Genomic DNA, 19,184 nt, shown 5'->3' on the forward strand with positions numbered 1-19,184 from the left:
GCGGCGCCGCCATGGGCGCCACCATCGAACTGGACGGCCTGACCAAGCACTACCCGGGCAGTCCGCAGCCCGCCGTGGACGACGTGACCATGGACATCAGGGCCGGGGAGACCGTGATCCTCGTCGGCCCGTCCGGCTGCGGGAAGTCCACCACCCTGAAGATGATCAACCGGCTGATCGAGCCGACCGGGGGCCGGATCCGCATCGACGGCGAGGACGTCACCGACATGGACCCGGTGCGGCTGCGCCGCAAGATCGGGTACGCGATCCAGGCCAGCGGGCTGTTCCCGCACATGACGGTGGCCCAGAACATCGCCCTGGTGCCGAAGATGCTCCGCTGGCCGGCCGCCCGGGTGCGGGCCCGGGTCGAGGAGATGCTGGACCTGGTCGGCCTGGACCCCGGCGAGTTCCACGGCCGCTATCCGCGCCAGCTGTCCGGCGGGCAGCAGCAGCGCGTCGGGGTGGCCCGGGCGCTGGCGGCCGACCCGCCGGTGCTGCTGATGGACGAGCCGTTCGGGGCGGTGGACCCGATCACCCGGGACCACCTCCAGGACGAGCTGATCCGGCTCCAGCACGAGCTGCACAAGACGATCGTCTTCGTCACCCACGACTTCGACGAGGCGATCAAGCTGGGCGACCGGATCGCGGTGCTGCGCGAGCGCTCGCACATCGCCCAGTTCGACACCCCGGAGGCCATCCTCACCAACCCGGCGGACGACTTCGTCTCCGGCTTCGTCGGCGCCGGGGCGGCGCTGAAGCGGCTCAACCTCACCCGGGTGCGGGACGTGCCCATCACCGACTACCCGACGGTGACGGTGGACGACCCGCTCCAGGAGATCTTCAACCGGCTGCGTTCCAGCGGCACCAACGAGATCCTGCTGCTCGACCGGCGGGGCCGCCCCTACAAGTGGCTGCGGCGCGGCGACCTGATGCGGGCCAAGGGCTCACTGGCCCGGGCGGGCACGCTGGTGCACGACCACGTCAGCCGGGCGGCGACGCTGCGCGACGCGCTGGAGGCGGTGCTCACCGACAGCTCGGGGCGGGTGGTGGTCACCGGTCCGCGCGGGGTCTACGAAGGGGTCGTCGACGTGGAGACGCTGATGAACTCGGTGCACGAACTGCTGGAGGCGGACCGGCTGGAGGCGCTGGAGGCGCAGCACGAGCTGGAGTCCCACCGCACCGACCGCACCCCGGCCGAGCAGGAGGGGTACGGCGGGGAGGAGGAGGCGTGAGCGCGACCCCGGGGCGGCGGCCCGACGGCGAGCACGACGTCCGGGGGCTCGCCTTCCGCGACGAGGGCGACGACGACGCCGACGACACCGCCGACGGGCCCCGGCCACGGCTCGCGCCACCGCCGCGGGCGCCCCGGGTGACCTGGCAGAAGCTGACGTTCCTGCCGCTGGCGCTGGTGGCGCTGCTGCTCGGCACCTGGCTCTGGTTCCTCCAGGCCGACCTCGACCCGCTGGAGCAGAACGCGCTGTCCGACGGGCAGGTGTCCAAGGCGCTGTGGCAGCACATCGAACTCACCGTGATCTCCACGTTCTTCGTGCTGATCATCGCGATCCCGCTCGGCATCCTGCTGACGCGTGGGGCGATGCGCCGGGCCACCCCGGCCGCCATGGCGCTGGCCAACATCGGCCAGGCGACCCCGGCGATCGGTCTGCTCGCGCTGCTGGTGATCTGGCTGGGCATCGGCCGCAGGGCCGCGCTGGTCGGCATCATCGCCTACGCCGTGCTGCCGGTGCTGGCCAACACCATCGCCGGGCTGCGGGCCAACGACCCGACCCTGCTGGAGGCGGCCCGCGGCATCGGCATGTCTCCGCTGGGCGTGCTGACCCGGGTGGAACTGCCGCTGGCGGTGCCGCTGATCCTGGCCGGGGTGCGCACCGCCCTGGTGCTGAACGTCGGCACCGCCACCCTGGCGACCTTCGGCGGGGGCGGCGGCCTGGGCGTACTCATCACCACCGGCATCACCAGCCAGCGGATGCCGGTGCTGATGCTCGGGTCGATCCTCACCGTCGCGCTGGCCCTGCTGGTGGACTGGCTGGCCTCACTGGCCGAACTGCTGCTGCGCCCGCGCGGTCTGGAGGCCGGATCATGAGCCGGTACGGAGCACGTCCGGGGCACGGCACCCGGCGACCCGGGGTACGGAGGCGGACGCGGGCGCTGCTCGCCGGGGCCGTCCTGCTGTCGGCCGCGGCCTGCGGCCTGACCAGCGGCTCCCCCATGGTGGACGACGTGGAGCCGGGTTCCATCGGGCGGGGCAAGCCCTTGGAGGGCGCCGAACTCACCGTCACGTCGAAGGAGTTCACCGAGCAGCTCATCCTCGGCGCGATCATGGGCATCGCGTTCCAGGCGGCCGGCGCGGAGGTCATCGACCGCACCGGCATCCAGGGCAGCGTGGGCTCCCGCGAGGCGGTGGTCAACGGGGAGGCGGACGCCGCCTTCGAGTACACCGGCACCGCCTGGATCACCTACCAGGGCAACAGCAAGCCGCTGCCCGACCCGCGCGAACAGTGGGAGGCGGTGCGCAAGGCGGACCTGAAGAACGGGGTGACCTGGCTGGAGCCGTCCACCCTGAACAACACCTACGCCCTGGCGATGAACCGGGCGAACGCGAAGAAGTACGGCACGAGGACGCTGTCGGACGTGGCGGCGCTGGCGAAGTCCGACCCGGGCGCGGTGACGCTGTGCGTGGAGGGCGAGTTCGCCAACCGGGCCGACGGGCTGCCGGGCCTGGAGAAGGCGTACGGCATGAACATCCCGGCGGGCAACATCACCCAGATGGACACCGGGATCATCTACACCCAGGCCGCCAAGGGCACCTGCACCTACGGCGAGGTCTTCACCACCGACGGCCGCATCAAGTCGATGGACCTGGTGGTGATGGAGGACGACAAGAAGTTCTTCCCCAACTACAACGCGGCGCCGACGGTCAACACCAAGACCCTGAAGGAGTGGCCGGCCATCAACGAGGTCCTCGACCCGGTCACGGCCAAGCTGGACAACGACGTGGCCCAGACCCTGAACGCCAAGGTGGACGTGGACGGCGAGGATCCGCACCAGGTCGCGCTGGACTGGATGGTGGACGAGGGGTTCGTGAAGGAGGGGTAGGGGCTGCCGCGCCGTGCGGTTCTGGTCCCACCGCTCGGTCGTGGCCGGCTGCCCGGCCTGGCCCGCCGCTTGGTCCTGGCCGGCTGCTCGGTGCGGGCCCGCGGCTCGGCGGGGGCCTGCCGTTCGGTCCGGGCCTGATGTCCCGTCCGGGCCCGCCGTCCGATCTGGTTCGCTGTCCGGTACGGGCCCGCGGCTCGGTACGGGCCCGCCGCTCGGTACGGGCCCGCGGCTCGGTGCGGTCGGGCCTCGGGCGTCCGCCGGTCAGCAGGTGGGGACCTTGCCGCCCTTCTCCAGGGAGACCAGGGCGTCGACCGCGCCCTTCAGGGTGGTCACCGGGATCAGGCGCAGGCCGTCGGGCCGTTCGGCCTGCGCGTCGGCGCACTCGGCCTCGGGCACCAGGAAGACGGTGGCACCGTCACGCCGGGCGGCCTGGGTCTTCAGGGGCACGCCGCCCACCGGGCCGACCGTGCCGTCCGCGTCGATGGTGCCGGTGCCCGCGACGACCCGGCCGCCGGTGAGGTCGCCGCCGCTGCCGTCGCCGTCGAGCTTGTCGACGATGCCGAGGGAGAACAGCAGCCCGGCGCTCGGGCCGCCGACATCGGCCAGCTTCAGCTCGACCTCGATGCCCTTGCCGTCCTCGCCGAGGTAACCGAGGGCGGCCTGCGTCGCCACGTCCTGCGACTCCTCCATCTGCTCGCGGTTGTAGCGCTCGATCTCCTTGAGAGTGTCGCCGCTCGGGTAGACCGCGTCGCGGGGCATGACCGCCCGGTCGGTGCTGAACCAGCTGTCGATCACGTCGGGCAGGCTCACCCGGGTGTCCGGCGAGGTCGCCTCGATGGTCGTCATCCGCAGCTGGCCGCGCGTCTCACGGACCGGGGCGCCCGAGATGGTGATCACCTGGGTGCCCTTGTTCTCACCGAGCACGTCCGCCGTCAGTCCCGGCTGGGCGACCGAGAACGGCAGCGGCGCGAACACCGCCGTGGCCAGCAGGGCGACGACGGGGACGGCACAGACGGCGAGGGCCCGGGGGCGTGTGAGACGAGAGAGCACGGGTTCAATCTACGGGGTGGCCCGGACGGGGTGGCCCGGACGGGGTGGCCCGGACAGGACGGCCCGGACAGGACGGCCCGGACAGGGCGGCCCGGACAGGGCGGCCCCGGTGGGGGTCGCCAGTGTGGGTCGCCGGCCCGGGCCCTCGTGCGGGGACCACGGCCGGGATGATCGCGACCTGCCCCGCAGAGGCACCGGGGCGACCCCGTAGGCGCACCGGAGTGACCCCGTAGGGGCCTTAGGGTTGCCGCCGTCAGGGCTCCGGTGCGGCCGCTGGGTCCCGGGGTGCCGTTGTCCGGGGTCCCGAGGTGCCCCCGTAGGGGTCCCGGGCTCCGTCGGCACGGGGTGTGGCCCGGTCGGGCCCCGCCGGGAGCGGGTCAGCGCAGGGCGTCCGCGACCTCGCGGGCCGCGTCCACCACGCGCTGCCCGACCCGTTCGGGGACCACGTCGGCGAGCATCACCACGCCCACGCTGCCCTCGACTCCGGTGACCCCCAGCAGCGGTGCCGCCGCCCCGCACGCCCCGGCCTCCAGTTCGCCCGCGGTGAGGGTGTAGCCGGGGTCGTCCAGGCGCTGGCGGGCCGAGAGGATCGCCCGGCCGGCGGCGCCCCGGTCCAGCGGGTGCCGGAACCCGGCCCGGTAGGCCACGTGGTAGTCGGTCCAGGAGGGCTCCACCACGGCCACGGCGAGCGCCTCCGCGCCGTCGACCAGCGTCAGGTGGGCCGTGGCGCCGATGTCCTCGGCCAGGGACCGCAGCGCGGGCATCGCGGCCTCGCGCACCAGCGGGTGCACCTGCCGCCCCAGGCGCAGCACCCCGAGACCGACCCGGGCGCGCCCGCCCAGGTCGCGGCGTATCAGCGCGTGTTGTTCCAGGGTGGCGAGCAACCGGTACACGACGGTCCGGTTCACGCCCAGTCGGTGGGAAAGCTCGGTGACGGTCAGCCCGTGGTCCGTGTCGGCGAGCAGCTTGAGGACACGCAGTCCCCTGTCGAGCGTCTGAGAGGTCTCCGCGGTCACGACGCCCACTCCTTAGTGGTGAGGTCGGCGGCCCCCTCGCGGCGTGTGCGTCACCGAGTCCCGTCGGAGACGCGCTTCAGAGGCCGCCGATCGGCCGGCGGCCCGGACGTGGTCCCGGGCACAGTCGCTTCACGGCTGCGCTCCGCGGCAGCGCTGCCACGGGGCGTGTGCGTTGCGGGGACAGTAGCGAGCCGGTCCGGTCAGCGGAAGGCTCCGTCCAGAATCCGGTCACCTCTGCGCGCGAAGTGCCGCTCTTTGTCCGCAAAAGCCCGGTGGCGGTCCGGCGCACGCGCACCCTGCGGGCCCGTGTCACCGCATCCGGGTGGCCCACTCCTGCACCTTGGCGATGCGCGCCCGCAACTGTCCGGCGGTGGCCTCGGCGGCGGGCGGGCCGCCGCAGACGCGGCGCAGTTCGGTGTGGATGACCCCGTGCGGCTTGCCGGACTGGTGGACGTAGGCGCCGACCATCGTGTTGAGCCGCTTGCGCAGCTCCATCATCTCCTTGTGGGAGACCACCGGGCGCCGCTCGGCGGGCAGTTCCAGCAGGTCGGCCTCGGTGTCCGGCTTCCTGCGGCTGTGCGCGATCTGCCGGGCCTGGCGCTTCTGCAGCAGCAACTGCACCTGGTCGGGCTCCAGGAGGCCGGGGATGCCGAGGTAGTCCTGCTCCTCCTCGCTGCCCGGGTGGGCCTGCATCCCGAAGTCGGCGCCGTTGTAGGTGACGCGGTCGAAGACGGCGTCGGACTCCAGCGCCTCGAAGGGCAGCATGTCCTGCTCGCCGGTGTCCTCGTCCTGCTCCCGGTTCGCCTCGTCCATCTCCGCCTCGGACTCGGCGTAGGGGTCCTCCTCGCCGTCCTTCTTCGGCTTGTCCAGGACGTGGTCGCGCTCGCGCTCCATCTCATTGGCGAAGCCGAGCAGGTCGGGGATGGTCGGCAGGAACACGGACGCGGTCTCGCCGCGCCGCCGGGACCGCACGAAACGGCCGACGGCCTGGGCGAAGAACAGCGGGGTGGAGATGGTCGTGGCGTACACCCCGACCGCGAGGCGCGGCACGTCGACACCCTCGGACACCATGCGCACGGCGACCATCCAGCGGTCGTCGCTGCCGCTGAACTCGTCGATCCGCTTCGACGCGCCCGTGTCGTCGGACAGCACCAGGGTGGCCTTGTGACCGGTGATCTCCCGGATCAGCTTGGCGTAGGACCGCGCGGAGTCCTGGTCGGAGGCGATCACCAGGGCGCCGGCGTCCGGGACGGACTTGCGGACCTCGGTCAGGCGCTGGTCGGCGGCGCGCAGCACGGACGGCATCCAGTCGCCGCGCGGGTCGAGCGCGGTGCGCCACGCCTGGCTGACGGCGTCCTTCGTCATCGGCTCGCCGAGCCGGGCGGCGATCTCGTCACCGGCCTTGGTGCGCCAGCGCATGTTGCCGCTGTAGCTCATGAAGATCACCGGCCGCACGACCCCGTCGGCGAGCGCGGAGCCGTAGCCGTAGGTGTAGTCGGCGGACGAGCGGCGGATCCCGTCGTCGCCCTCCTCGTAGGTGACGAAGGGGATCGGGTTGGTGTCCGACCGGAACGGCGTACCGGTCAGGGCGAGCCGCCGGGCGGCCGGTTCGAACGCCTCCAGGCACGCCTCGCCCCACGACTTGCTGTCACCGGCGTGGTGGATCTCGTCCAGGATCACCAGGGTCTTGCGCTGCTCGACGCGGTTGCGGTGCAGCATGGGGCGCACCCCGACGCCCGCGTAGGTGACGGCGACGCCGTGGTACTCCTTGCCGAGCGGGCCCGCGCTGTACTCCGGGTCCAGCTTGATCCCTATCCGCGCGGCGGCGTCGGCCCACTGCTTCTTCAGGTGCTCGGTCGGCGCGACGACGGTCACCTGCTGCACCACGTGGTGGTGCAGCAGCCAGGACGCCAGCGTCAGCGCGAAGGTCGTCTTACCGGCGCCGGGGGTCGCCACCGCCAGGAAGTCGCGCGGCTGCTCCTGGATGTACTTCTCCATCGCCCCCTGCTGCCAGGCCCGCAGCTTGCTGGCGGTGCCCCAGGGGGCGCGGCCGGGGAAGGCGGGCGACAGGTGGTGCGAGGCAGAGGCTGCGGTGGTAGTCACGGTCTCCGTCGGGGGTGGCTCGGCTGCGTCGGACGACCGAGCCACCCTACCCAGCGGCCGAGCGGACGGAGGCGCGGACCGGGCCGGGCCGGCCGGGGGTGGGACCGACGTCACACCGACGGCCCGGGCCGCTTCCCGCGGACCCGCCGGGACGGCCCCTCCCCCGGCCGCGGTGGCCGGACAGCACCCTTCCGGAGGCCCGGTGGGACGACCCCGTCCCGGTCCCGGCGGGTGGTCCGGGCGCCGCTACCTGCCGGCCCGCAGCCGCGTCGTCACCCAGACCCCGGCCAGGGCGACCGCCGCCATCGGCAGGAACACCGCGGCGAAGGCGGCCGGGTGGGAGCCCGTCACCTCGGTGGCGACGTGGGTGACGGTGCCGCCGCCGAGGGCGACGAAGGCCGCCCCGCCGACGGCGAGCAGGAGCACGTTGGACAGGCCGTCGGAGATCTGGAGGGCGGCGGAGTTGGTGCCCGCCTCCTCGGGGGCGGAGAGCTGGAGCAGCAGCACACTGGTCGAGGAGATCACCAGGCCCATGCCGAAGCAGCCGAACGCCCAGCCGACGGCCAGCGTCCAGGCGGGCACCGACGGGATCAGCACGCTCGGGGCCGCCGCGATGGCGAGGGCCACCAGCAGCATGCCGAGGCTCATCAGCCGCTCCCGGTGCGGCTCCAGGCGGGGCCGGGACTGCACCCACGAGCCCAGCGCCCAGGTGCCGCCGCCGGCCGCGAGGGAGAAGCCGGCGAGCGTCGGGCTGAGGCCCCGCTGGGTGACGAGCATCAGCGGGACGAAGGACTCCGCGGCGATGAACGACCCGGCCGCGATCCCGCGCAGCAGCACCACCGACGGCAGCCCGCGCGCCGCCCGCCAGGTGCCGCGCGGGAGCAGCCCGAGCACGGCCGGGACCAGCAGGGCCACGCCCGCGGCGGCCGGCAGCAGGGACATCCAGCGCAGATCCTGCGCCGCGTACTGGAGCAGGCCCGCGCCGAACGAGATGGCGAGGGCGAGACGGATGCGCCGCCGGTCGAACGACGGCCGCCGCTTCCCGGACGGGCCCGCCGCGCCGTCCGGCCCGTCCACCGGGCCGGCGGCCCGCCGCCGTATCTGCGGCAGCGCCAACGCCAGCGGGAACACCACGAGCACCGGGATGCCGAGGAACACCCACCGCCAGCCGATGTGCTCGGTCACCGCGCCCGAGGCGAGCGGACCGACGATCGACGGCACCACCCAGCTCGCCGCGAACGCGGCCATGATCGCGGGCCGCAGCCGCTCCGGGTAGGCCCGGCCGACGACCACGTACAGGGCGACGATCACCAGCCCGCCGCCGAGCCCCTGCACGGCCCGCCCCAGGATGAACAGCCACATCGCCTGGGCCGTGCCGGCCAGCAGCAGCCCGGCGGCGAAGGAGGCGATCCCCGTGGTCAGCGGCGCGAGCGGGCCCCGCCGGTCGGACCACTGGCCCGAGAGCACCATCGCGAACAGGCTGGTGGTGAAGAACCCGGAGAAGGCGAACGCGTACAGCGACACCCCGTCCAGCTCCCGCGCCGCCACCGGCATCGCCGTCCCGACCGCCGTCGCCTCGAAGGCGATCAGCAGCACCACGGAGACGATGCCGATGCTCAGCGCCCGGTAGGAACGGCTCAGCACGGTCTCGTCGGGCTCGAAGGGTTCGACGGGTCCGGTGTGCTTGCCGGGCGGCGGGCCGGGCGGGGCGCCCGGCTCGGCGCCGGGCAGGGCGACGGACGTGTCGCGCGGGTCGGGCATGGTCATGCTCGCCAGAGTAAGGCGCGCGAAGCGGTTACACGCCTGTCGGTGGTCGGTCCGGTTCCCGGACCATGGTCCTAGGACCGGCCGGCCCGCCCCTTCATGAACGGCGCGTTGCGGTCATGTGGCAGCCCCGCCCGTTTCCTTGAGCCCGCCTCCCGCCCCGCCCTACGGTCGTCCCACCGGTCCACCACGGCGAAGCGCCCCAGGGCACTCCGCCTCCGACCCGGCCGTGTGCCCGAGTGGTTCAGGGACTCGCCTGCAAAGCGAGTAACGCGGGTTCGATTCCCGCCACGGCCTCCAGCGCCCGACCAGAGGCGATGAAAGGGCGGCGCCCTAAGCGGGTGCCGCCCTTTCGGTCGTCCGTCTCAGTTCCCGTCTCAATTGACGTTCATGAGCGGAGAAGGCGCGATGCCCCGCACCGAAGGTAACGGGCGGGGCATCGCGTCTACTGGGACTACTCGAAGATGTTCGGGACGGGGATGCGGTTGGTCTCCGCGCGGCGGTTGGCGTTCCAGGCGGCAGCAACCGACAGGTGAGCGGCCTTGAGGCGGCCCTTGGTGCCGTCGGCACGCGTGTTGTTGTTGGTGGCGATGGTCTGGATCTTGGCCTTGAAGGACGTGGGGTCTCCCTGGCGCTTGAGCTTCTCGGCCAACTCCTTGGGCTTGACCACGTCGGGGTGCTTGGAGACCACGATGGCTATACCGCCGAGGGTGACGGAGTGCCAGGTGTCAGGGTGACGGCCCCACGCGTCCTCGGCGATGGTGAGCGACAGGTCCAGGATTTCGGGGCCGTGCTCCGCGACGATGTCGAGGACCCCCTTGATGCCGCGCACGCCGTTGGTGGCGCGGCTACCGACCTTGAGCTGGTGCTTCTCCAGCACGGTGTTGGTGTCCACGAAGAGCGGATGCCCGGCCAGCACTCCGATCCTGAACTCGTCGTTCGGGCCGACCTTCGAAGACTCCTTGTTCTTGATGATGAACAGGGACGCCTCGTTGGCCGTCGACAGCTCGAAGTGCACCTCGCAGTTGATGGTCTCGACGGCCTCGCGGACGCTCTTCGGGACCTTGACCTCCCCAGCCAGGATGAGCTGGCAGGCGTAGACGCGGTGCATGCCGTCCACCGCGTACTTGCCATCCGCCCGCTGCGAGAGGATCGGCGTTCCAAGCGCGGTGGGGACCAGCTTCTCGGCTATGGCCCGCGCTCGGGTCTTGTTGAGTTGGCGCTGCGAGCGGGCGTCGAACTTGATGGTTCTCGGGTCCACCTTCATGTACTCGATCGGGTGGTCCGGGATGTCGTAGCTGTAGTCCTTGCTGGGCAAGGCTTCTCCTCATACGTCAGCGCCCCAGTGGGGGCGACAGCGACTTTTTGTGTCAGCGCCCCAGTGGGGGCGACAGCGGCACGCGTCAGCTCCCGAATGCGGGAGACGGCGACTGCCGATGATGCTATCGGACAACTCGCCCACTTGGAGGAGGATTTGACCGTCAGGCCATGCCCTCGCCGCCGTCGTCCGCCGACCGAAGCGCGTCGGACTGCCAGATCAAGCCGTCCACCTGCCTCGCGACGTCGGCCCGCACGGCATCCACCATGTGCTGATACCGAGCTGCCATGGCGGTGGTGGACCACCCCATGAGGCCCATGACGGCCCGCTCGGGTACGCCGAGGATAAGTAGGACCGTGGCGGCCGTGTGGCGGGCGTCGTGCAGACGCCCGTCCCGGACATTTGCCTCTGCCAGCAGCGCCTTCCACTCGGCCCAGTCCCGACGGTGGGAGGGACTACGGCCGTATTCGTCCGGGAACACCAGGCCGTTTTCCTCCCAACGTTTCCCGGCCGCCTCCCGCTCTGCCTCCTGCGCTTCCAGATGAGCCCGCAGTAGGTCAACTAGCTGTTTCGGAAGGCCGACCGCACGGCGGCCGGCACGCGACTTGGTGGTGGAGATCTCGGGGTTGGTGCGTCGGCGCTCCGGGCAGTAGCCGGCGGCCTTGCGCCCGCAGGGCTCCACGCACCCGTGGGCGTACTGCGGCCGGTGGCGGCTGCGGCGGACTACGAGGAACCCACCGTCGAGGTCCACGTCTTCCCACTTCAGTGCCAGCACCTCCCCTTGACGCAGTCCGAGGGCGAGGGCGACCGCCCAGCGTGCGGAGTTGCGGTGCTGGGCGGCGGCCTTCAGCAACCGCTGCACCTCTTGGACGCTGTAGGGCTCCACCTCGTACTCGCCCGTCTTGGGGGCCTTGGCCAGCAGGACCGGATTCTTGCCGAGATGGCCGCGCCGTACGGCCTCGTTAAGGGCGGTCCGGAAGGTGCGGTGCACCTGATGGGCGGTCGCGGGCTTGCTGCCGTTGCCCTGCATCTTCGCGTAGAACGCCTCGATGTGCTCGGGCTTGAGCCTGTCGAGCCGGTGAGCGCCCAGCCCGGGGATAAGGTGCTTCCGCACGGCGACGCCGTACCCCACCATGGTGTTGTCATTCACCGCGAGGGGGGCAACGTTCTCAATCCAGTGCGTCAGCCATGACTTCACTGTCCAGGGCTTCCCCGGCTTGCGCACGGTGCCGGCGTCGCGCTGGCGCTCCAGCTCCCGCACAGCGGCGACGACTTCCGCCTTGGTCTTTCGTTCAACGTGGCGACGGTCGGGCTTGCCGTCGTCGCGGACACCGACCGTGACCCGGCCGTGCCACTTGCCGTCCTTGCCGAAGTAGATGGAACTGCGACCATTCGGCTGGCGGGTGCGCTTCTCTTTCTCTGCCACAGGCAGGCTCCTATTCATGGTGTCGGGATGGAGGCCGGGGCGGCGGGCTGTCCTTGTCCGGGAGTGCCGCCGCCCCGGTCGGCGTCAAGCGGCGCGTTGGGCGGTACGGAGCCGCGTGACGAATGCGGGTACGGCGTCGGCCGGCACCCGGCGCAGGTGGCCGACCTTCACAGACTCCAGCGCACCGGACCTCACGAGGTTGAAGCACGTGGTCCGGCCAATGCGGAGCCGACGGGCGGCCTCTTCGACGGTGAGGAGAACCAGCGTCGGGTCGTCGTCGGTGGGCGCCGCGAGGGTGCTGTGCTCGCTCAAGGCTCACTCCTCTTGTGCTGCGTTCGCGAGAGGTGCCGCCGCACAAACCGCGTTATCCGCAGAAAGCCCGGTAGTGGCGGCTGAGCTGCGGTGATGCGGTGTGGGGGCGGCACGGGGGCAGGGTCCGCAGAAACCCGCGATATTCCGCAAAAATGCGTGGCGTCGCGTCGGCGGCCGGTCCTGCCGCTCCGGGCAGGGGTTTGTGCGGAATATCGCGGGATAGTGCGGCGGGGCCTCCCCGGGCGGTGCCGCGAGGTCCCGACGCTGGTCAGCGGCAGTGCCAGGGTTTTTTGCGATTTCGCGGTTTGTGCGAGCGGGGCCGAGAGGGCCCCGGCTCACCGGCCGCCGTGCCGCAGGGCCGGGTGGACCTGCAACCGGGGCGCCGGCGGCCTGCCACGCTTGCCCGTGCGCTCCGGCTGATAGGTCCGCAAGTACCCGTGGTCCTCCAGCAGAGCGAGGGCCGGTTCCAGGTCCGCGATGCTGGGGACCTCGGCACGCGAGAGGACCGTGAGCAGGTCACGTCGGCTCACGTCGTCCCATCCGTTGTCCCTGAGCGCTTCCAGGACGCTGCGGGCGCGGGACAGGACCGGGTCAGCACCCATGACGTCGAACACGGCGAGGGCGTGAGCGGTGTAGTACTCCCCCAGCTCGATGGCCGCGCGCATGGTGGCCTCGGAGACCGGGTGGGCGTAGCCGTTGCCCAGGTGCTCGGCGAGGTGCAGCAGCGCGGCCATGCGGGCGGTCGCTCCGGCGAGCTTTCCGGCCCAGTTGGAGATGTGACCGAGCTTGCCGCCGCGCGCCTTGAGCTGCGGTTCGACGTGCTCTTGGTACTCGATCAGTGCCGCGTCCGCCTCGGGGCTGAGCTGGATGACGGCCGGGTCGGTCCACTCCGCGAACGCCAAGGTGAGGTTGATGACGTTGGCGGTGTAGGTGGCGGCCGTCTGCTCCGGGACCGGGTCGGTGATGACCTTCCGCTCACCGACCGTGGACGGGGGCAGGGAGTACAGGAAGCGGGCCAGCAGGCCGCGCCCGTCGAACCCCTTCACCTTGCCGATGTCCCGCAATACGTCCGGCTGGACGGCGAGGCCGATGGTCAGGGCGGGGGTGTCGATGTACTCGCGGCGGGTCTGCCGGTTGACCCTCAGCCGGTCCCCGGCGTGCCCCTTGAGGAACACTTCCATGTTCGGGGCCCCGGAGTAGCGGCCGGCGATGATGTCGAAGATGCCGCCCTCGGCACTCATCACCGACAGCCGACCGCCCTGCTCAGCCATGAGTGAGGTGACCGTCTCCGGGGTGGAGTCGTCCGCCAACAGGACCGGATCGGCCGGGACGGTGAGCGTGTCAGCGGTCTGCGCGAGACCGACGGCGGTGGCCACCATCTCGTCACGCTTGTCCGCGTCAGCGGACGCGGCCTTGGCGGCGGCCTTGTCGGCCGCTTCCTTGGCGAGACGGGCGGTCAGCTCCGCCTCGACGATGACCGGCTTCATCGCGGCCTTGAGTTGCTTTTCCGCCTCGTACAGCGGGTCCGTCAGCAGCGCGAAGACGGCGGACTTGCGGTTGGCTGGCGGGAGCGCCACCACGGTGTAGAGGTTGGTGGGCTCACGCCAGTTGCCGCGCACGTGGACGACGGACCGACCGCCCGCGGCCGTGGCGAGCACGGCGAGGGCGATCGATCCGGAGAGGTCCACTGGGGTCTGCGTCTCCTCGGCGACGGCCGCCACGTAGTCGTGCAGCCACGTGGGGAAGACGTGGACCGGGAACGGCGGACGCTCGCGCCGACCGGTGAGGGGAATGGGGTCTTCCCACACGTCCGGCATCGTCTCGCCCTCGGCGGGCGGTGCTTCGAGGGTGGACAGTCCGGCCCACAGGTCGGGGCTGCCCACAGGCTGTGGAGTCATGCGGCTGCCCTCCCTTCGGTGGCGGCGGTCGTGTGCGGGCAGATACCGACGCGGACGCGGGCCGTGAGCTTCATGACGGCGGCTCGGCCACGGGCCCGTTCGTGGTGGCCACAGCAGCAGAGCCAGTCGGCAACGGACGGTTCGGTGAAGCGGACTTGTAAGCCCGACTGAATGCCGGTGATGGTGACCGGCTGCGGGTCAGAACGAACAGCAGAAAGGACGCCCTTACGGGCGGCGTTCTTCGGTTCGCCCACGGCCGTTCGTGGCGCGGCCCGTACGGCGTCCTGCGGGCCGTTCGCGGGATTACGGGATGCTTTGTTCATGCCGCTCGCTCCGAGGCCGTCTCAAGGCCGTTGGCGACGGCGCGGCGCGCGTACGCCTCGGGGACTCCGACAGAGACGGCGGCGGACACGATCTCTTCCGCGATGGCTTCCAGCCCGCACGGACCGGGGCAGTTCGCGTGCTGAGCCGCGAGGAACCGGGCGACCCCGAACGCCTGTGATCCGGCGCCAGATTCGATGCGGGAGCGCACCTTGGCGAGGCCGCGTTCCAGGCCCGTGCGTACGTAGCGCTCGGTGTGGCGGCACCCGGTGGCAACCTTCCGGTCCCAGGTGGCGCGGGTGGGGAAAGAAGAAGCCACCTCGCCGCGCGCGGGGGTGGTCTCTTCCTTCACCACGAGGCCGCGGACGACCGGCGGCAGGTCCGTCATGGTGCCGCTGCCGGGCCCCAGCCACCGGGCGTAGGACATGAGCGACTTGACGTCCACACCGGGCCGGACGGCGTTGTGCGAGGTCATGGCTCCCCGGTAGATCCAGTGCTGGCCGCGAGTGGTCGACACGGTCCGGGTGGAGGGCAACGTCTCGCGGGCCCACGCGACGGCCGCCGCGTTGTCGAGGTCCACCACGGTCAGCCCGGCCCCGCCGGGGTGGTAGCCAACGCAGACGGCCTCACTCCACGCCGACGCCCACGCGAGCGAGGTGATCACCTCCGGGTCGGTCGTGGCGGCGGCCCACGCGTGGCAGGGGGCGGGGCACTGGCAGGCACCGGCGTTCTTCATGTTCGGCCGCCCGCCACAGGCACCACCCGCGCACGCGCGGCAGTTCCCGAACGGCACCTTGCCCTCACGCAAGGGCAACACGGGCACGCCCGCCACCGCGAGGTCCAGCGCGGTTCGCAGGGCGTTCCCGTCCGGGTGATTCCCGCCGGCGGGGCGCCGGGTCTTGCAGTCAGGTGTCATCCTGTAGGTCTCCTGTTCTGCTTCGTCGGGATTGGGAGACCGGGGGCGGCGGGCTGTCCTTGTCCGGGAGTGCCGCCGCCCTCGGGCGTTGCTAGTGGTCGGGCTCGGGGTGCAGCAGGCAGTCCCCCTCGCCGAAGTCGTCGCACACGCAGTAGGCGCGCAGGGCGTACTGCTCGCGGACGCAGCCGCGCGGGTCCCTCTCGGCTCGTTCCGCCATGAGCGGTTCGAGGTGTGCGCGGTCGGTGTCCAGCAGGAACACGGCCGCCGCTTTGGCGGCCTCGGTGGCGTCCCCGAACGGTGGAGCCGGTTCGTCCATGAGCGCGATGCGGTCCAACAGGGCGGCCTTGCGCAGGTAGTAGTCCCGGTCCAGTTCCGTGAAGCACTCCGCGGTGGCGATGGTGTTCGTCACCCATGCCATCTCGCGGAGAACGCTCGGGGCGAGCGCGTACGCCCGGTCCGGGCTCGGGAACGGCTTGGGGGCGGGGCGGTGGTCGGCGGTGACGTACAGGCGGGTGCGCTTGCCGTCGCGGGCGGGGTACTGCCGTACGTCCCCGGTGATGAACGTCGCCTTGAGGGCTCTGGTGATGCGGTCGGTGTCGGCGGGATCGCAGATGACACGGATGTCGAACACGGAGGTTCCTCCTTCGTCAGCCGTGGAAGTGGCTGCGCTTGATGACGGTCTTGCGGATGTTGACCGTGGTCCCGCCTCGGTGTCCGCTCGCGCTGAACACCTGCACGGCCACCCAGCCGCCGAAGATGACGGCGGCGAGGATGACGAGCTGGGTGATGAGCGTGGTGAGGGCGGTGATGAAGGCAGTCAGCAGGAACAGTCCGCCGCACACGGCGAGGAAGCCGACGCCCCCGAGGGCGATGTTCACGGCCGCGCGGGAGACGGGCGGCTTGGCGGCGACCGGGTCGGGCTTGGCGGGCTCGATGGCGTAGCCGGTGACAACGCGGCCGTCGGGCAGGACGACGCTCGCCACAGCCGGGACGCCGTCCGGCTGTACGGGCAGCAGCGGCGCTGCGGGCGCAAGCGGGGCGGGGTGGTGGACTTCGACGGCCGTGGCGTTGAGCACGGCCAGATGGCGGTTGGGGTGCTTCATGACGGGTGCCCCCTTGTCAGTGGCCGAGTTGGGCGATGGCGTCGGCGGACGCCTGCACGAGGTTGTGGATGGGCTCGTAGGCCCCGGTCCCGGCGGCGAAGAAGCCGAACAGGAACAGGACGATGGCCGCGCCGCCGCCGGCCGACTTGGTCTTGACGGCGAGGGCGGAGGCCGCGCCGAACAGCAGCACGGCGGAGATGCTGAGGACCACGTGTGTCTCCCTCGGGGTTCAGTCGGTGGTGCCAGCGCGGTAGATGCGCGCCCAGCGGTTGTAGAGCCAGCGGCCGACGCGGATGCGCTTGCCGGTCGCGCGGCAGCAGCGGCAGTCCTTGCCGCGCTTCATGCGGCCCTTGCGGTCGGTCTTCATCTCGAAGCCCCAGCCGTGGCACTTACGGCAGTTGCCGAACGGCGAGGCCGCACACAGCCCGCCATAACCGAACGTGACGGTGAGCAGGCAGGCGATAGCAAGGATGATGGGGGTCATGAAGGGCCCTCCGGGGCGGTTTCCAGGGGTTTCCGCAGGTGGGCCGCTATCCGCTAGCGGCCTGATCAGGAGCGGTATGGGGCGCTAGCGGGGCCGCTAACGTTAGCGGGGCTTGCCGCTATCGTTAGCGGCCCCGGAGCCTCAGCCCGCGTCCCGGTTTCCGTCACGCTCCGCAATCACTGTCGTGATGTGGGCGCGGGTGATGCCGCGCCGGTTGACGACCTTGCCGTCCACCCGGCGACCCACCTGCACCGTGCTGATCCCGTGCGGTTTGAGCGCGGCGGCCAACGCGTCGGGGTCCCATCCGCCGTAGACCTCGGGGCGCAGCTCGGCGAGCCGGGCCACGACGGTTTCGGACCACACCTTGGCCTCGGCGGCCGGCACCACGGCGAGGATGTCGGCCAGCAGGTCATACGCGGGGCCGGTGACCTCCTCCGGCGCCTCACCGAGGGCATAGCCGGACAGCAGCTCGGCCTTCTCGCGCGCGGTGCGGGCGCGCGCGGCGATCGCCTCGGCGCCGGGAGCGTCGACGTAGACCGAGGCGACGATCCGGGCATCCGCCCCTTCACCGACGAAGTAGTGAATGCCCTTGTCACCCCAGGCGAACATGGTGGCGCGCACCCCGCGCTTGTACTGCGAGGTTCCCAACACCATGTCGTTCTCGGTCTGGCCCATGACCTTGAGGCACCACCGGGCCGACGCGTTCGCGCTGATCCCAGTGGGCAGCGACTTGGCGTCCGGGCGCTGCGTGGCCAGCAGGACCACGATGCCGGTCGCCGGGCCGCGCTTGACCAGGTCGGTGGCGATCTCCTCGAACTCCTTGCCGTGGTCGGGGTGCTCGAACAGCACCTGGCACTCGTCCACTCCGACCACGATCGGGTGCAGCCCGAGCGACCCCTTGTCAGCGAGCTGGCTGGTCACCTTGGACTCGGGGCAGATGTCCCGGGGCAGGGACCGGATCACCTTGGTGCGGCGGCGCAGCTCCTCGCGCAGGGCGCGAAAGTCGGCGAGCGCGTAGGCGATCGACTCGTCGTCGTCGCCGGCGGCGTGCCGGTGGGAGACCGCGTTGCCGACCGGGTCCAGGTCGCCGGTGCCCTTCATGTCGTAGGTGTGCAGCTCCGCGCGCGGGTCGAGTGCGGCGATGAGCAGCAGCAGCCGCAGCAGGAACGTCTTGCCCATGCGCGGGATGGCACCGATCACGCCCGCGATGTACATCAGCGTGACCTCGACCCAGCGTCCGCGCTGGTCAGTGCCGTAAGCGACCGGCTTGAACAGGTCCACCGTCCCGGACTTGACCAGCGGCCACGCGGGCTTCTTGGCCTTGTTCATGTCCTGATCGCCCACCCACAGCACCAGGTGCCCGGTGTGCTCATCCGGCACCGCCTCCGGCCACACGCAGCCCAACGGGCGGCGCAGACCCGAGGCGAGGCGTTCGCGGCGCTCGATGATGTCCGTCACCGTCACGCCGAACGGGAGGTTGCCCTCGGCGCGCCACCCGGGGCCGTCCCGGGTGATCGGGGCGGTGAACTCGAACCCGTCCCGCCCCTTGGCCTGAGCCTGGCTGATGGCGGAGATACCCAGCGAACCGAGCGCGCGCAGGACGATGTCCGACGTGAGCTTGGTCGCCTTAGGCAGTTCCACCGCCCGGTGGATGACCGGGTCATCGGCCTTGCGGCCGGCCGCCCCGAGGGCGAGCACCACCGCGCTCACCGAGACCGCCTGCAACCAGGCGGGGGCGAGCACGTAGATGGCGAGCGCCGTGGCGAGGCCGACGAACAGCGCGAGTCCGGTCACGAGGGTGCGCAGCCGTACCCGGCCGTCGCGCTGCCGGGAGAGCTTGAGGTATTCGGCCGCGTCCTCGCGGCGCACGGCGGCGAGGCGGACCGGTTCGCCCTCGCGGTCGGCCACCCACCGCATCGTGCCCCCGATGAACCGGGCCGCGCCGGTCGGGGCCTGGAAGGTGAGCCGGGCGGCGTACACCGGGGCACGCAAGGCGTGGTAGCCGATCGTGTGGGCGTAGTGGCGAGCCACCCACGCCGACGCGGTCCGCAGCTCAGCCACCGACCGCAGCCAGATCGGGACGGCCGGTCGGCGCCGGGCGGCGGCGAGCCGACCCAGGTAGCCGGGCCCGGTCGCGGCCGGGGTCGGCTGATCCACCATGACGGGGGCGGTCGGGTCGTCCACCTCCGGGCCGGCCGGGGTCGACTCACGGGCGGCGCGGGCCTTGTCCAGGTCGACCACATCTGCGCCGCCCTCGGCGGCCATCTCGGCTTCCAGCCGGTTGAACAATTCGTCGTCGTCGGGATGCTTCACTGAGGGTCCCTTCCAGTGGGAGGAAAGGCGGGACCCGACCGGCGCT

At 71.6% G+C, this 19,184-nt stretch carries 18 protein-coding genes and 1 tRNA gene; 4 read left to right on the plus strand and 15 right to left on the minus strand.

Annotated elements, in window-relative coordinates; all coding sequences use genetic code 11:
• The first annotated feature begins 11 nt into the window (after positions 1-11).
• From AB0F01_RS22980 to AB0F01_RS22990, 3 genes are read left to right on the plus strand one after another with little or no spacing between them, the layout of a single operon-like run.
• Complete coding sequence (locus AB0F01_RS22980) at positions 12-1,232, plus strand: betaine/proline/choline family ABC transporter ATP-binding protein (RefSeq protein ID WP_362099026.1); 1,221 nt, start codon at positions 12-14, stop codon at positions 1,230-1,232.
• Positions 1,229-2,101, plus strand: a complete 873-nt coding sequence (locus AB0F01_RS22985) for an ABC transporter permease (protein WP_362098789.1) — start codon at positions 1,229-1,231, stop codon at positions 2,099-2,101. The genes AB0F01_RS22980 and AB0F01_RS22985 overlap by 4 nt, the downstream gene beginning before the upstream one ends.
• Complete coding sequence (locus tag AB0F01_RS22990; RefSeq protein WP_362098792.1) at positions 2,098-3,114, plus strand: glycine betaine ABC transporter substrate-binding protein; 1,017 nt, start codon at positions 2,098-2,100, stop codon at positions 3,112-3,114. The genes AB0F01_RS22985 and AB0F01_RS22990 overlap by 4 nt, the downstream gene beginning before the upstream one ends.
• A gap of 261 nt (positions 3,115-3,375) precedes the next feature.
• Here AB0F01_RS22990 and AB0F01_RS22995 read toward each other — a convergent pair whose 3' ends face one another.
• The 4 genes from AB0F01_RS22995 to AB0F01_RS23010 form a co-directional block, all read right to left on the minus strand.
• Positions 3,376-4,164, minus strand: coding sequence for a S16 family serine protease (locus AB0F01_RS22995; RefSeq protein ID WP_362098794.1), 789 nt, complete (start codon positions 4,162-4,164; stop codon positions 3,376-3,378).
• A 377-nt stretch (positions 4,165-4,541) separates the two neighbouring features.
• Complete coding sequence (locus AB0F01_RS23000; protein ID WP_362098797.1) at positions 4,542-5,180, minus strand: helix-turn-helix domain-containing protein; 639 nt, start codon at positions 5,178-5,180, stop codon at positions 4,542-4,544.
• A 309-nt stretch (positions 5,181-5,489) separates the two neighbouring features.
• Positions 5,490-7,283, minus strand: a complete 1,794-nt coding sequence (locus tag AB0F01_RS23005; protein WP_362098800.1) for a DEAD/DEAH box helicase — start codon at positions 7,281-7,283, stop codon at positions 5,490-5,492.
• A gap of 246 nt (positions 7,284-7,529) precedes the next feature.
• Entirely contained in the window at positions 7,530-9,050 is a 1,521-nt protein-coding gene (locus tag AB0F01_RS23010; RefSeq protein WP_362098803.1) for an MFS transporter, read from the minus strand.
• Between the two features lie 222 nt (positions 9,051-9,272).
• Between AB0F01_RS23010 and AB0F01_RS23015 the strand changes: the two genes are divergently transcribed.
• Positions 9,273-9,347, plus strand: a tRNA-Cys gene (locus AB0F01_RS23015).
• A 154-nt stretch (positions 9,348-9,501) separates the two neighbouring features.
• Here the strand turns inward: AB0F01_RS23015 and AB0F01_RS23020 are convergent.
• The 11 genes from AB0F01_RS23020 to AB0F01_RS23070 form a co-directional block, all read right to left on the minus strand.
• On the minus strand, positions 9,502-10,365 hold the full coding sequence (locus tag AB0F01_RS23020; RefSeq protein WP_362098806.1) for a DUF6551 family protein: 864 nt from the start codon (positions 10,363-10,365) through the stop codon (positions 9,502-9,504).
• Positions 10,366-10,528: 163 nt separating this feature from the next.
• Entirely contained in the window at positions 10,529-11,791 is a 1,263-nt protein-coding gene (locus AB0F01_RS23025) for a tyrosine-type recombinase/integrase (RefSeq protein ID WP_362098808.1), read from the minus strand.
• An 84-nt stretch (positions 11,792-11,875) separates the two neighbouring features.
• Positions 11,876-12,103, minus strand: a complete 228-nt coding sequence (locus AB0F01_RS23030; RefSeq protein ID WP_362098811.1) for a helix-turn-helix domain-containing protein — start codon at positions 12,101-12,103, stop codon at positions 11,876-11,878.
• 335 nt (positions 12,104-12,438) lie between these two features.
• On the minus strand, positions 12,439-14,001 hold the full coding sequence (locus tag AB0F01_RS23035; protein WP_362098814.1) for a YfjI family protein: 1,563 nt from the start codon (positions 13,999-14,001) through the stop codon (positions 12,439-12,441).
• Positions 13,998-14,324: a hypothetical protein gene (locus AB0F01_RS23040; protein WP_362098817.1), complete on the minus strand. Its 327-nt coding sequence runs from the start codon at positions 14,322-14,324 to the stop codon at positions 13,998-14,000. Before AB0F01_RS23040 ends, AB0F01_RS23035 begins: the two co-directional genes overlap by 4 nt.
• Positions 14,321-15,238, minus strand: coding sequence for a bifunctional DNA primase/polymerase (locus AB0F01_RS23045; RefSeq protein WP_362098819.1), 918 nt, complete (start codon positions 15,236-15,238; stop codon positions 14,321-14,323). The genes AB0F01_RS23040 and AB0F01_RS23045 overlap by 4 nt, the downstream gene beginning before the upstream one ends.
• Before the next feature lie 91 nt (positions 15,239-15,329).
• A complete protein-coding gene (locus AB0F01_RS23050) occupies positions 15,330-15,869 on the minus strand; it encodes a hypothetical protein (protein ID WP_362098822.1) in 540 nt (179 codons plus the stop codon).
• A gap of 16 nt (positions 15,870-15,885) precedes the next feature.
• Positions 15,886-16,341 carry a hypothetical protein gene (locus AB0F01_RS23055; protein WP_362098825.1) on the minus strand — a complete coding sequence of 152 codons (456 nt, stop codon included), beginning with the start codon at positions 16,339-16,341 and terminating at the stop codon, positions 15,886-15,888.
• A 16-nt stretch (positions 16,342-16,357) separates the two neighbouring features.
• Positions 16,358-16,552, minus strand: a complete 195-nt coding sequence (locus AB0F01_RS23060; RefSeq protein ID WP_031024752.1) for a hypothetical protein — start codon at positions 16,550-16,552, stop codon at positions 16,358-16,360.
• An 18-nt stretch (positions 16,553-16,570) separates the two neighbouring features.
• Entirely contained in the window at positions 16,571-16,825 is a 255-nt protein-coding gene (locus AB0F01_RS23065) for a hypothetical protein (RefSeq protein ID WP_362098828.1), read from the minus strand.
• Between the two features lie 141 nt (positions 16,826-16,966).
• Positions 16,967-19,138 carry a cell division protein FtsK gene (locus AB0F01_RS23070; protein WP_362098831.1) on the minus strand — a complete coding sequence of 724 codons (2,172 nt, stop codon included), beginning with the start codon at positions 19,136-19,138 and terminating at the stop codon, positions 16,967-16,969.
• Positions 19,139-19,184 lie beyond the last annotated feature (46 nt).

The sequence above is a fragment of the Streptomyces sp. NPDC029526 genome, from assembly GCF_040637405.1.
Classification (GTDB): domain Bacteria; phylum Actinomycetota; class Actinomycetes; order Streptomycetales; family Streptomycetaceae; genus Streptomyces.

Excerpts from the sequence above, each read along its gene's own strand:
- AB0F01_RS23010 (WP_362098803.1), bottom strand. The coding sequence starts at position 9,050 with ATGACCATGCCCGACCCGCGCGACACGTCCGTCGCCCTGCCCGGCGCC.
- AB0F01_RS22990 (WP_362098792.1), top strand. The coding sequence starts at position 2,098 with ATGAGCCGGTACGGAGCACGTCCGGGGCACGGCACCCGGCGACCCGGG.
- AB0F01_RS23055 (WP_362098825.1), bottom strand. The coding sequence starts at position 16,341 with ATGAAGCACCCCAACCGCCATCTGGCCGTGCTCAACGCCACGGCCGTC.
- AB0F01_RS23040 (WP_362098817.1), bottom strand. The coding sequence starts at position 14,324 with ATGAACAAAGCATCCCGTAATCCCGCGAACGGCCCGCAGGACGCCGTA.
- AB0F01_RS23045 (WP_362098819.1), bottom strand. The coding sequence starts at position 15,238 with ATGACACCTGACTGCAAGACCCGGCGCCCCGCCGGCGGGAATCACCCG.
- AB0F01_RS22980 (WP_362099026.1), top strand. The coding sequence starts at position 12 with ATGGGCGCCACCATCGAACTGGACGGCCTGACCAAGCACTACCCGGGC.
- AB0F01_RS23035 (WP_362098814.1), bottom strand. The coding sequence starts at position 14,001 with ATGACTCCACAGCCTGTGGGCAGCCCCGACCTGTGGGCCGGACTGTCC.
- AB0F01_RS23065 (WP_362098828.1), bottom strand. The coding sequence starts at position 16,825 with ATGACCCCCATCATCCTTGCTATCGCCTGCCTGCTCACCGTCACGTTC.